11 protein-coding genes are annotated in these 12,294 nt (G+C 62.7%); 8 read left to right on the forward strand and 3 right to left on the reverse strand.

The window, feature by feature from the left end:
• Window positions 1-81: 81 nt before the first annotated feature.
• A complete protein-coding gene (locus tag I7X13_RS15020) occupies window positions 82-1,014 on the reverse strand; it encodes an NAD-dependent epimerase/dehydratase family protein (protein WP_198076124.1) in 933 nt (310 codons plus the stop codon).
• Window positions 1,015-1,022: 8 nt separating this feature from the next.
• Window positions 1,023-2,189: a DegT/DnrJ/EryC1/StrS family aminotransferase gene (locus I7X13_RS15025; RefSeq protein WP_198076125.1), complete on the reverse strand. Its 1,167-nt coding sequence runs from the start codon at window positions 2,187-2,189 to the stop codon at window positions 1,023-1,025.
• 581 nt (window positions 2,190-2,770) lie between these two features.
• Here I7X13_RS15025 and I7X13_RS15030 point away from each other — a divergent pair.
• Window positions 2,771-3,268, forward strand: coding sequence for a hypothetical protein (locus tag I7X13_RS15030; protein WP_198067384.1), 498 nt, complete (start codon window positions 2,771-2,773; stop codon window positions 3,266-3,268).
• Window positions 3,269-3,352: 84 nt separating this feature from the next.
• Here the strand turns inward: I7X13_RS15030 and I7X13_RS15035 are convergent, their stop codons facing one another.
• Window positions 3,353-3,811, reverse strand: coding sequence for a BLUF domain-containing protein (locus tag I7X13_RS15035; protein WP_198076126.1), 459 nt, complete (start codon window positions 3,809-3,811; stop codon window positions 3,353-3,355).
• Between the two features lie 642 nt (window positions 3,812-4,453).
• Between I7X13_RS15035 and I7X13_RS15040 the strand changes: the two genes are divergently transcribed.
• The 7 genes from I7X13_RS15040 (at window position 4,454) to I7X13_RS15070 (ending at window position 12,282) form a co-directional block, all read left to right on the forward strand.
• A complete protein-coding gene (locus I7X13_RS15040) occupies window positions 4,454-5,851 on the forward strand; it encodes an exopolysaccharide biosynthesis polyprenyl glycosylphosphotransferase (protein ID WP_198067386.1) in 1,398 nt (465 codons plus the stop codon).
• Between the two features lie 122 nt (window positions 5,852-5,973).
• A complete protein-coding gene (locus I7X13_RS15045) occupies window positions 5,974-6,744 on the forward strand; it encodes a WecB/TagA/CpsF family glycosyltransferase (protein WP_198076127.1) in 771 nt (256 codons plus the stop codon).
• 42 nt (window positions 6,745-6,786) lie between these two features.
• Window positions 6,787-7,680: a glucose-1-phosphate cytidylyltransferase gene (gene rfbF / locus I7X13_RS15050; RefSeq protein ID WP_198067388.1), complete on the forward strand. Its 894-nt coding sequence runs from the start codon at window positions 6,787-6,789 to the stop codon at window positions 7,678-7,680.
• Window positions 7,681-7,844: 164 nt separating this feature from the next.
• Window positions 7,845-8,954 (forward strand): NAD-dependent epimerase/dehydratase family protein, encoded by a 1,110-nt coding sequence (locus tag I7X13_RS15055; RefSeq protein ID WP_198076128.1) that lies wholly within the window; start codon window positions 7,845-7,847, stop codon window positions 8,952-8,954.
• Between the two features lie 105 nt (window positions 8,955-9,059).
• Window positions 9,060-9,611: a dTDP-4-dehydrorhamnose 3,5-epimerase gene (rfbC, locus tag I7X13_RS15060; RefSeq protein ID WP_198076129.1), complete on the forward strand. Its 552-nt coding sequence runs from the start codon at window positions 9,060-9,062 to the stop codon at window positions 9,609-9,611.
• A gap of 44 nt (window positions 9,612-9,655) precedes the next feature.
• Window positions 9,656-11,014 carry an NAD(P)H-dependent oxidoreductase gene (locus I7X13_RS15065; RefSeq protein ID WP_198067391.1) on the forward strand — a complete coding sequence of 453 codons (1,359 nt, stop codon included), beginning with the start codon at window positions 9,656-9,658 and terminating at the stop codon, window positions 11,012-11,014.
• A gap of 50 nt (window positions 11,015-11,064) precedes the next feature.
• Window positions 11,065-12,282 (forward strand): ATP-grasp domain-containing protein, encoded by a 1,218-nt coding sequence (locus I7X13_RS15070; protein ID WP_198067392.1) that lies wholly within the window; start codon window positions 11,065-11,067, stop codon window positions 12,280-12,282.
• Window positions 12,283-12,294 lie beyond the last annotated feature (12 nt).

Genomic DNA, 12,294 nt, shown 5'->3' on the forward strand with positions numbered 1-12,294 from the left:
TCCGGTTTTGAGGTTGCTTCGTTGGTCCTATGGGCGCTAGTTGATGGACACAAGAACCAATTTTGACACCAACCAAACGGCTCAATACGGAAACACCGACTCGTAATACTTAATGGTTTCGGCGATGCCGTCCTGGAAATCGGTGAAGCGGAATAGCGGAAATACCTGGCGGAATTTGGCGTTGTCCATCACCTTTTTGGGGGCGCCGTCGGGCTTGCTGGCATCCCAGCGCAACTGGCCGTGGTAGCCGAACTTGGTCTGGATAATGTCCACCAGCTCGCGCACGCTCAAGCCGTCGTTCTGGGCCAGGTTGGTGGGCTGGTCGAGGCCGGGGCGGTCGGGGTTTTGCAGCACTTCCCACACCAGGCGGGCAAAATCGCAAGCGTAAAGCCACTCGCGGATGGGCAGGCCCGTGCCCCAAATCGAGAGCTCGGGCTGGCCCAGGTTTTCGGCCTTCACAAATTTCGAAATCAACGCATTGAGGGCGTGCGCTTTGTTGGGGTCGGTCGAGTCGTAGGGGCCATACATATTGGGGGTGAGCAGATGGACGCTGCGCACACCGTACTGCATCTCGAAGCACTCGGCGGTGGCCCACAGCAGGCGGCGGCTGGCCCCGTAGCTCAGCACGGAGCGGTGCAGGTGGCCGTTCCACCAGCCGCTTTCCTCAAATACATCGGCATCGGCCGGATAGGCGCAGTTGGCGATGGGGTTCACCACCAGCGCCTCCGGGCACTCCCGAGCCACGGCCTCGTACATGCCCAGAATCATGCGCGAATTATCGGCAATCACGGTGGCGGCCTTTTCGGTCACGTAGTTGAGGCTGCCCACGTGGGCCGCGCAGTTCACGATGTGCGTGGGGCGGTGGGCACGCAGAAACGCGGCCGTGGCGGCGGTATCGCGCAGGTCGAGGCCGGTGCTGAGCGACGCGCCCACGTAGGCCGCGCCGCGCTGGCAGAGCTCCCGAGCCATGTTGCGGCCGGCAAAGCCGGTGTGGCCAAACAGAACAACTTTCATGGCCGGGCTCACCATCCTTGCTTGATTACGTCCACGATGTAAGCGACCTGCTCGGCACTCAGCGCATCGTGCAGGGGCACGTGAATCTGGGTGTCGTCGAAGCGGCGCTGGCGGGTCAGGTCGGGGCGCTTGCCGCCAAACAACGCGTTGTGGTCGATGCCATCGTGCACAACCGACGAGGCCACGCCCCTGGCCCGCAGCGCCCGGATGAAGCCCAGCCGGTTTTCAACGTGGAAGCCGAACAGCCAGTGGGCGCTTTCGCGGTCGGGCTGGTGCACAAAGTGCGTGAGGCCGGGCACTTGGCGCAGGCCGTCGCGGTACTGCTGCACGCGGGCGCGCCGCGCCGTCATGCGCTCGGCAAAGCCGTCGAGGTTGGCCAGGCCGAGGGCAGCGGCATAGTCCGAGAGGTGGTATTTATATCCCACGTCGGTGAGGTCGTATTCGCGCTCGCCCAGCTCGTTCACCGGCGAGCAGGCCCGGTCGATGCCAAACCAGCGCCGCCGAAACACCTCGCGGGCCATTTCCGGCGAGCGGGCGCACAGCGCGCCGCCATCGCCGGTGGTGAGGTGCTTGATGGCCTGAAACGAGAAGCAGGTAAAATCCGAAATGGACCCGATGGCCTGGCCGCGGTAGCTGGCCCCGGGGCTGTGGGCCGCGTCCTCAATCACGATGAGGCAGTGCTTGTCGGCAATGGCCTGGATTTCGGCCAGGTCGCATGGGTAGCCGCCCCAGTGCACTGCCATAATGGCCTTGGTTCGCGGCGTGATGCGGTGCTCGATGTCGGCCGGGTCGATGTTGCCGGTTTCGTACTGGATATCGGCAAATACGGGCTTGGCTCCCACCTGCACCACCGTCAGGGCCGTGGCGATGAAGGTTTGCGGGGCCAGAATTACCTCGTCGCCCGCCCCGATGCCGGCACACTCCAGGGCCAGGTGCAGCGCACTGGTGCCCGAGTTTAGGGCCGCCGGGTGGCGCATGCCCAGCTCGGCGCTGAGCCGGGCCTCAAATTCCTGTACCAGCTTGCCCTCGCTCAGGTAGGTGCTGGACAACACCTTGCCCACGCGCCGGGCCGCGCCGGGGTGCACAAACGTGCTGAACATTGGTAGTAGCTGGCCCGTCGCCGGGGCCGGAACAGTGGCCCCAACAACCGGGGAGGGTAGGTAAGTATTGACCATCGCAGTGAGCTTGAAAATGTGGCTTAAATATAATAATATCTTCGGATATTCATTTGCTGTTTTCTGCAATAAGTTTTTTTGGAGAAAAAATAGTGGCTTGCGGTGAATGCAGGGCCTTTAGTTCAGCGCGTCATGCCCCTTGCCCGGCGTGCGCAACCGGCCGACGGCGCCGTCGCGCCGTCGGCCAGCGAGGGGATAGCCTGGCCGGCCAGCACCGACGGTGACGGAGCGGGCAGCCTTCGGTATCGTGTAATAGCGGAAATTGATTTAAAACAAAACCAATATCACCATATTGGCAGCAAGGACATGGTTACCCAATAATTGATATTAATAATCATAATATGCTGCAATTGACTCGTTTTGTACTAATTTATCCAATGTGATTTTATAAATAGAAAATTCTAATAATAGGCTTTTTCCGCGAACGGCTGAACCAAAATAAAATGGGAAAAGTTAGGCTCCCAAGTATCGGATATAGTATAGTTCCGATGCTGGGTTCGAGTGCTTGCCCATTAAATAACTATATGTTTCACTATGCTGCTCCCTTGCCGGGGCGGCGTAAACCCCTAAAAGTTGTTTGCATGAAAAAAATGCCCCTGTTCCTGGGTGTGGCCTTCGCCGCGCTGACCTTAGCCTCCTGCGAAAAAGAGCTCGAGCAAGTAAATAGCTCCCCTTCATCTGCCTCCGCTGCATCGACACTGGCCAAACCTGACTTGCTCACAACCGGCAACTGGCGCCAGACCGGCCTGACCGTGACCGCCGCCGGTGAAGGCACGGCCCCGGCCGCAACTTCCGACCTGTTTGCCCAAGCCAAACCGTCTATGCTGGTGCAGAGCGCCGTGTATAAGTCGGACGGCACCTACACGCTGCTGCGTGGCCCGCGCCCCGGCAAGCAAACCGCCGAGCCCGTGAGCGGTACCTGGCGTCTGACGGCTTCGGCCGACTCGCTCATCCTCACCCAGGCCGACCACACCCGTCGCTTCGCCGTGGCCGAGCTGACGGCCACCACGCTGCGCCTTACCCACTCCGAAGGCGCTGCCGGCAAAGGCTCGGTGTACACTTCGGTGTTCTCGCGCTAAGCGCACCATTTTTCCTGGGCATGCTGCACCGCCCGGCCACCATGGCCGGGCGGTGTTTTTTTGGCCCCTGGCCAAGCGCCGGGCTTAGCGCCGGCTGCCAATCATGCTCTCGGCCAGGGGGCTGTCGTCGTAGCCCGCCGTAAAATCCAGCAGCAGGTGCTTCAACTCGGGCGGAGCCTGGACCAGGTTGCTCACCCGGAAGTAGGCCGCGCTGGGGGCCAGGTAGCCCGGCGGCGCCAGCAAGCCGGTTCCGGAGCGAAAACTCATGCTCCAGTCCGGGAACAGCTGCGCGGTGCCGGGGCCTTCGCTCAGCACCACCAGGTGCTCATGGCGCGGGTCGGCGGCAATGCGGTCGTAGTACAGGTGCTGCACGGTGCCTTTTTCCCCTTCCAGCAGCTGGAGGAACTGGCCATTGGGCGCGTGGAGCAGGATGCCAGTAATGCCCCGGGCCGCATTGTAAGCGCGCGATTTCTGCAGCAGCTCCAGCAGCTCCGGCAAACTGAAGTTGGCAAGGGCCTGGCTTTGGTATAAGAGGTGATACAAGCCCATGACAGGGAAGCTGCTGATACCGCGGCGGCGGCTGTAACAAATGCGAACGAGAGGCTTACCTATGATACTGCTGTGGGCAACTGCTGGCCGTGGTGATGCGGAAAGCCGTCGGCAACCCGTGGTGCCAACGTGAGCCGGATTGGTGCATACTGCGGCCGGAGTGGAAGGTTCACAGATACTTAAGCTTGCAAAGAGCTCAAATGTACATATAATTTTAATGATTACATATTGCATATTAATTTGATTCAAAAAATAGGGATATACTATATAATAGCAGGGGAGGCAAAGGTTCGGCGTCGGCAACGCCTCGCTGAAACCATCGGTGACCCCTCGGGGCAGTGAAGCGGGAAGCCGGTGGCAGGCCCGCGGCAACAGCCTTCTCTATACGCACTTATGGTAGACGATATTGATGCAGAATTTAATATATTAAATAATGAATATTAAAAACTTCAATTGCTTGTGATTCAATCACAAGGCTTCGCAACGTATATGACTATTTATGTAAACAAAATAACGTGAAAAATATTTAGTCATATTAAATATTGATAATTAAATATTAAATCTATACCTTACTTCCATATTCATCCCGGAGCAAGTGTTTATCGGGGCAGTTAGCAACTTGTTACTTCCTGAGCTATGGAGCGTTACGTACGGTACTCGGATACTTCACGCTTTATTCTGCTGGCAGTGGACGGTGGCCTTATCTGGCTGGCCTTTCACATGGCCGAGTTTGTGGTGTGGCACTCGTGGTCGATGAAAGGCGAGACGCCCTTTTTCATCATCACGTTTGCATTGCTGTGGTGGCTGCTCTCGCGGCAGTACGCCAACGTGTACCGGCTCGACCGGCGCATTTCGTATGGCGAGAAGCTGCGGCACCTGCTCACGGCTTTCCTGCTGCACGGCGTGCTGGTGGTGGGCACGGTGGTGGCACTGCGCCTCAACTACCTCTCCACGCGCTACCTGTTGGCGGTTTATGGCTTTGCGGTGGCGGGCGTGGTGGTGGGCCGGTTTGCGGTCACGTTCTGCTACCGCGCTTGGCTGCGGTATTTCGCCCGCGTGCACAACCGTTTTGTGATAGTGGGGGCCAGCCAGAGCGGACAAGAGTTGTACCACGCCCTCACGGCCGATGATTCAGGCACGTACCAGTTCAAGGGCTTTTTTACGGATGAGGCACTGCCCACCAACCTGCGCGGCCTGCGGCGCGGCGCCGTGGCCGACCTGATGAACTACTGCCTGAGCACGCCGGTGGATGAAATCTACTTCGCGCTGCCGCTCGATAGGCACGACTTGATTGAGGAACTCTCGCGCTTCGCGGAAGACCATTTCCTGGCCTTTCGCATCGTGCCCGACTATAATGGCACGGTGGGTAAGGACGTGGGCGTGTATTTCCACGACCACCTGCCCATTCTCACGGTGCGGCAGGAGCCGTTGGGCTTCCGCACCAACCAGGTGCTGAAGCGGGTGTTTGACCTGGGGTTTTCGCTGCTGGTGATTCTGGGGCTGTTTCCCATCATTCTGCCGGTGCTGGCGCTGCTCATTAAGCTCGATTCACCGGGTCCGGTGTTTTTCAAGCAAATGCGGCCGGGCAAGCGCAACAAGCTATTCCCGTGCTACAAGCTGCGCACCATGCGCGCCGACCACCGCCAGACCGAGCTGCAGGCCACCAAGGCCGACCCCCGGGTGACGCGCGTGGGCAAGTACCTACGCAAGTATAATCTGGACGAGCTGCCGCAGTTTTTTAACGTGCTGCTGGGGCATATGTCAGTGGTGGGGCCGCGGCCCAACATGGTGTCGCAGCTGGAGGAATACTCCAAACGCAGCCGCACCTACCAGCTGCGCCACGCCGTGACGCCCGGCATCACGGGCTACGCACAGGTGAACGGCTTCCGGGGCGAAACCCGCGCCCCCAACGCCATGGAAAAGCGCGTGGAATACGACCTGAAATACGTGCAGAACTGGTCGTTTGGGCTGGATTTGCAAATCATCGGCAAGACCGTGCGGAACATGGTGCGCGGCGAGGAGAATGCTTATTGAGGTAGGATGGCGGAGTGGTGCATGAGTGGATTGTCCAGGCTTATAAACCCTCAATTCCCCACGCATCCACCAATCCACCAACCCGCTAATTCATCAACTCACCAAGCCAACCCAAGCCTGCTATGCTACCCAAACACGCTGTTCTGCACGCCAATATCTCGACGGGGCGCACCGCTGATTTCGTCGATACCATTCTAGGATTGGGCGCGGCGCGGGCGTCGGCCTACGTGTGCTTTGCCAACGTGCACATGCTAGTGGAAGCCGAGCGCAACGCCGAGTTCCGGCAGATTGTGAACAACGCGGCCGTGGCCGCACCTGACGGCAGCCCGGTGGCGGCGGCGGTGCGCTGGTTCCGGGGCCCGGCCCAGGAGCGGATGGCGGGCATGGACCTGCTGCCCGAGCTGCTGCGCCACGCCGCCGAGCGCGGCCAGTCGGTGTACTTCTACGGCACCACCGACGAGGTGCTGCAGGCCATGGTGTGGCGCGCACGCTGGGAACTGCCCGCGTTGCGAATAGTGGGGGCCTATGCGCCGCCGTTCCGCCCGCTGACGGACGAAGAGGACGCTGAAGAAGTAGCCGCCATTAATGCGGCCGACCCGGATTTGCTGTTTGTGGCGCTGGGCTGCCCGCGCCAGGAGCGTTGGATGGCGGCCCACCAGGGGCGCATCCGGGCGTGCATGCTGGGGGTGGGGCAGGCCTTCCGGGTGTATGCCGGCCTGGAGCCGCGCCTGCCGGCGTGGGCCCGCAAGCTGTGGCTGGAATGGGCCTTCCGGCTGTGGCAGGAGCCGCGCCGCCTGGCCCGCCGCTACTTCGTCACCAACACCCGCTTTGTGTACCTGATGGCCCGCGCCACGCTCGAAAACCTGGCCGGCTGGTTGCCTGCCGTGGCCTGAACGAGCCGCTTTTAGTCGATTTCATCCCCAACCTTTTTTCACATGAAAGCAGTGATACTAGCGGGCGGCTACGGCACCCGAATCAGCGAGGAAAGCGGCGTGCGGCCCAAGCCCATGGTCGAAATCGGTGGCAAGCCCATTCTGTGGCACATCATGAAGATTTACGCCCACCACGGCATCACCGATTTCGTGATTTGCTGCGGCTACAAGGGCCACATGATTAAGCAGTATTTCTCCGATTATTTCCTGCTGAACTCGGACGTGACCTTCCGGATGGACCGCAACGAGATGCAGATTCATCGCAACAACGCCGAGCCCTGGACCGTGACGCTGGTGGACACCGGCCTGGAAACCATGACCGGCGGCCGCCTGCGGCGCGTGCAGAAGTACCTTGATAACGAGACGTTTTGCCTGACCTACGGCGACGGCGTGAGCAACGTCGACATCGCGGCCAGCATTGATTACCACCGGGCACAGGGCGTGCTGGCCACGCTCACGGCGGTGCGGCAGCCGGGCCGTTTCGGGGTGTTCAACCTCGGCGACGGCGACAGCCACGTGAGCAACTTCATGGAGAAGCCCGAGGGCGGCGAAACGCCCTGGATTAACGGCGGCTTTTTCGTGCTGGAGCCGGGCATCTTCGACTACCTCGACCACGACCAGACCGTGTGGGAAAAGGCTCCACTGGAGCAGCTGGCCGCCGCCGGCCAGCTGGCCGCCTACCGCCACGCCGGCTTCTGGCAGCCCATGGACACGCTGCGCGACCGCAACATGCTGGAGGAGCTGTGGCAGTCTGGCAAGGCCGAGTGGAAGCTCTGGGACCAGGCCCCCGCTGCTACTGTGACTGCGCCCGTGCTCGAAACCATTCTGGCCGCGCCGCTGGCCGAACCGGCCGGGCGTGGCCGGGCGGCGACCACCAAAATGATGCCCAGCGACTAAACACACCGACCACGAACGCCGTGCTGAGCGCCGCTGGCGCATTGCCGCAGTTCCGCTGAGATAGAACGGAGCCCCTTCCCACGGCCGCGATGGGTTGGCGCACCCGGCACGGCATTCTGGCGGGTCGATGGCTGTAAGATGCTTCACTTCTAATGGATTACCTTATGAAACCCTCTCGCATTCTCATCACCGGCAACATGGGCTACGTGGGGCCCGGCGTGGTGCGCTACCTCCGACAGACCTACCCCAACGCCGAACTGATTGGCTACGACATGGGCTTTTTTGCCCACTGCCTCACCGGGGCCACCCGTTTGCCCGAGTCGCGGCTCGACCGCCAGGTATTTGGCGACGTGCGCACGCTGCCCTCGGGCCTGCTGGCTGGCGTGGACGCCGTGGTGCACCTGGCCGCCATTTCCAACGACCCCATGGGCACGGCCTACGAGGACGTGACGATGGACGTGAACTACCGCGCGGGCATTGCCCTGGCCAAACGCGCCAAAACCTACGGCGTGAAAAGCTTCGTGTTTGCCAGCTCGTGCAGCATGTACGGGCTGGGCGGCGAAGACGCCAAAACCGAAACTTCCAACCTGAACCCCCTCACGGCTTACGCCCGCTCAAAGGTGGCCAGCGAGCGCGACCTGGCCCCCCTGGCCGATGAAAACTTCCGGGTGACCTGCCTGCGCTTCGCCACGGCCTGCGGCTGGAGCGACCGCCTGCGCCTCGACCTGGTGCTGAACGACTTCGTGGCCGGGGCGGTAGCTACCGGCGAAATCAGCATCCTGAGCGACGGCACGCCCTGGCGGCCCCTCATCCATGTGCTGGACATGGCCCGCGCCATCGGCTGGGCTGTGACGCGCGAGGCCGGCAACGGCGGCGCTTTCGTGGCCGTGAATGCCGGGGCCAACAGCTGGAACTACCGGGTGCGTGAGCTGGCCGAAGCCGTGGCCGCCGCCATTCCCGGCACCCAGGTGCGCCTCAACCCCGACGCCGCCCCCGACCTGCGCTCGTACCGCGTCGATTTCAGCCTTTTTCGCCGCCTCGCGCCCGACCACCAGCCCATCCACACCCTGGCCGATACCATTGGCGAGCTGCAGCGCAAGCTGGTAGAAATGGGCTTCCGCGACCCCAATTTCCGCGCTTCCCGCCTGATGCGGCTGCGCGTGCTGGCCGCCCTGCGCGAGCAGGACGAGCTGACCGAAGACCTGACCTGGGCCGCTGGTCCGGCCAAGGCCGCCGTGCCGCCGCTGTACCGGCCGGAGCTGGTAGTAATGTAAACGAGCTAGGGGCGGGGTTTGCCCCCGCCCTACACCTACCGATTACTAGGCTGCTCCAATTGGTATGGCCACCAAAAAATAACTCTACACCTTCTCTGTAATGCGATGAAATTTACCGAAACTGCCCTTGCAGGGGCCTTCATTATCGACGTGGACCGGCTGAGCGATGAACGCGGCTTTTTTGCCCGTTCCTGGTGCGAAGACGAGTTTGCCGCCCACGGCATTGCCATGCCGCCGCAGCAGGCCAACCTGTCGTTTAACCCGCGCCGGGGCACGCTGCGCGGCATGCACTACCAGCTGGCCCCCTACGAGGAAACCAAGCTGGTGCGCTGCACGCGGGGTGCCATTCTGGACGTGATAGTGGACCTGCGCGAGGAGTCGCCCACGTTTGGGAAATGGATAGGAGTGGAGCTGACGGCCAATAACTACCGCATGCTGTTCGTGCCCGGCCGCTTCGCCCACGGCTTTCTCACCCTCGAAGACAACACCGACGTGTGCTACCAGGTGTCGGCCAAGTACACGCCCGGCGCCGAGCGCGGCCTGCGCTGGAACGACCCCGCCGTCGGCATCCGCTGGCCTTTTCAACCTTTGCTCATTTCGGCAAAAGACCAGGCGCACCCCGATTTCCAAGGGCTGGCCGTGCCAATGGCAATATAGCGTGGACGCTGCAACCCTGCTTTTCTCACCTTCCCTTCTGCATTATGATACTTGTTGACAATGCCCTGAAGAAACGCCAGCAGGCCGGCCAGCCCATTCGGGTGGGCATGGTGGGCGCCGGCTTTATGGGCCGGGGCGTGGCCCTGCAAATCTGCCGCTACGTGCCCGGCATGGAGCTGGTGGCCATCGCCAACCGCACCATTGAGCAGGCCCGGCGGGCCTACCACGAAGCCGGCGAACTGGTCACCAGCGAGGTTAGCTCGGTGCACGCGCTGGAAGCTTGCATCCAGCGGGGCGAGCGCGCCATCACCGACGATGCACTGCTGCTGAGCCGCGCCGAGGGCATCGATGCCATCATTGAGGTGACGGGGGCGGTGGAGCACGGCGCGCGCGTGGTGCTGGAGGCCATCCGGCACGGCAAGCACGTGGTGCTGCTGAACGCCGAGCTGGACGGCACGGCCGGGGCCATCCTGAAAGTGTATGCCGACCGCGCCGGTGTGGTGTACACCGTGAGCGACGGCGACCAGCCCGGCGTGACCCTTAACCTGGCCCGCTTCGTGCTGGGCCTGGGCGTGAAGCCGGTGCTGTGCGGCAACATCAAAGGCCTGCACGACCCCTACCGCAACCCCACCACGCAGGAGGGCTTTGCGAAGCAGTGGGGCCAGAACCCGAGCATGGTAACGAGCTTCGCCGACGGCAGCAAAATCAGCTTCGAGCAGGCCGTGATTGCCAATGCGCTGGGCATGGAAGTGGCCCGGCGCGGCATGTACGGCCCCACCGTGGCCCCGGGCACGCCCATCAGCAAGGCCGCAGAGTGGTACCCCACCGAGCGCCTGCTCGACGGCGGCCCCGGCATAGTGGACTACGTGGTGGGAGCCGAGCCCGGCCCCGGCGTGTTCATCCTGGGCACGCACGACGACCCCATTCAGCAGCACTACCTCAAGCTCTACAAGCTGGGGCCGGGGCCGCTGTACTGCTTCTACACACCTTACCACCTGTGCCACTTCGAAACGCCGAATTCGGTGGCGCGGGCGGTGCTCTTTGGCGATGCCTGCCTGGCGCCCGCCGGGGCCCCCAAGGTGGAGGTGATTACGGCCGCCAAAACCGACCTGCGGGCCGGCGACACGCTCGACGGCATCGGCCACTACATGACCTACGGGCTGGCCGAAAACTACGCCACTGCCCGCGCCGAAAACCTGTTGCCCATTGGCGTGGCCGAGGGCTGCCGGCTGCTGCGCGACATCCCCAAAGACCAGGTGCTGACCTACGACGACGTGGCGCTGCCCCCCGGCCGCCTCATCGACCAGCTGCGCCGCGAGCAGGAAGCTTATTTCAACCCGCCCGTGCTGGCGGCCACCACCGCGCCGCTCGTGCCCGCCGATTTTGCGCTGGCCAACCTTTAACTCAGCCCCGACTGCCTTTTTCTTCCTGATTACTCCGAAGCCTCGTCGCCATGAATCCCACCCTGGTTGAGTTTCTGAAGCACTCCGAACCGCTGTCCACGGGGCAAAATGCCCCCGCCACTGCTCCAGCTGCCACGCCGGCCCCGCCCGCCCCGCGCCCGGCTACGGCCCCGCTCACGGTGCTGGTGCTGGAGGGCGAGTACCGCCTCACCGGGGCGGTGCTGTTTTGCCTGAGCCGGCAGGCCCGGGTGCGGGTGCACTTGCTGTCGCGCGATGCGCGGAGCCCGTACCGGTTTTCGAGCTACGTGCACTCCTTCCATCTGCTTTCGCCCGATAGCCCGGAAAACGTGTTCGTGGCCTTCATCCAGAACGCGGCCCGGGCCACCGGGGCCGAGGTGCTACTGCCAGTGGACGTGGCCGGCATGCGCTTCGTGATTGCGCACCGCACGGCCCTGGCGGCGGCCACGCACCTGCTGCCGCTGCCGGCCGCCGCGTACTATGAAATAGCCACCGACAAGGGCCTGCTCGGCGCATTCATGCAGGAGCACAACATTCCCGCGCCCGACACCATCGTGGACATTCGGCACAACCTGGCGGCCAAGCTGGCGAAGTTTGCTTTTCCGGTATTGCTGAAACCCATTGAGGGCGCCGGGGGGCGGGGCATTGTGCGCTACGCTTCGCCCGAGGCGCTGCTGGCCGCCGTGGCCGCGCTGCCCGATAGCAGCCGCTACGTCATCCAGAACTGCATTGAGGGCTACGACATCGACTGCAACGTGCTGTACCAGAACGGCCAGCTCATTGCCCATTCCATTCAGAAAGGCCTGGTGGCTACCGGCGACGAATACGCCCCCACCGAGGCCATCGAATTTGTGCACCACGACGCCGTGCTGGCCGTGGTAGACCGCCTGATGAAGGCCCTGCGCTGGAACGGTGTGGCCCACCTCGACCTGCGCTACGACGCCCGCACCCAGCAAATCAAGGTCATCGAAATCAACACCCGCTTCTGGCTCACGGTGGTGGGCTCGGCGCTGGCGGCCGGGGTGAACTTTCCGGTGCTGGCCTGCCAGGTGGCGGCCGGGCGGGCAGTGGCCCCCGCGCCCTTCCGCGAGGGGCGCTACATCCCATTTGCCAACTACCTCAAGTACCGCTACGGCCGCCGCGAGCGCCGGCCCGATGACGTGCGGTTTTCGCTGCGCGATACCAGCGTGGGCGCTTTTCTGGGCGACCCGCTGACCAAGATTTACCGCTTCCTCACCGACGAGGACTAGGCCCGCTGCTAG

The organism is Hymenobacter negativus, assembly GCF_016056375.1.
GTDB lineage: Bacteria > Bacteroidota > Bacteroidia > Cytophagales > Hymenobacteraceae > Hymenobacter > Hymenobacter negativus_A.

Bases quoted from the DNA above. Each gene is read 5' to 3' on its own strand.
- I7X13_RS15025 (WP_198076125.1), bottom strand. From the start codon at position 2,189: ATGGTCAATACTTACCTACCCTCCCCGGTTGTTGGGGCCACTGTTCCG.
- rfbC (WP_198076129.1), top strand. From the start codon at position 9,060: ATGAAATTTACCGAAACTGCCCTTGCAGGGGCCTTCATTATCGACGTG.
- I7X13_RS15040 (WP_198067386.1), top strand. From the start codon at position 4,454: ATGGAGCGTTACGTACGGTACTCGGATACTTCACGCTTTATTCTGCTG.
- I7X13_RS15020 (WP_198076124.1), bottom strand. From the start codon at position 1,014: ATGAAAGTTGTTCTGTTTGGCCACACCGGCTTTGCCGGCCGCAACATG.
- I7X13_RS15065 (WP_198067391.1), top strand. From the start codon at position 9,656: ATGATACTTGTTGACAATGCCCTGAAGAAACGCCAGCAGGCCGGCCAG.
- I7X13_RS15030 (WP_198067384.1), top strand. From the start codon at position 2,771: ATGAAAAAAATGCCCCTGTTCCTGGGTGTGGCCTTCGCCGCGCTGACC.
- I7X13_RS15055 (WP_198076128.1), top strand. From the start codon at position 7,845: ATGAAACCCTCTCGCATTCTCATCACCGGCAACATGGGCTACGTGGGG.
- rfbF (WP_198067388.1), top strand. From the start codon at position 6,787: ATGAAAGCAGTGATACTAGCGGGCGGCTACGGCACCCGAATCAGCGAG.
- I7X13_RS15070 (WP_198067392.1), top strand. From the start codon at position 11,065: ATGAATCCCACCCTGGTTGAGTTTCTGAAGCACTCCGAACCGCTGTCC.
- I7X13_RS15045 (WP_198076127.1), top strand. From the start codon at position 5,974: ATGCTACCCAAACACGCTGTTCTGCACGCCAATATCTCGACGGGGCGC.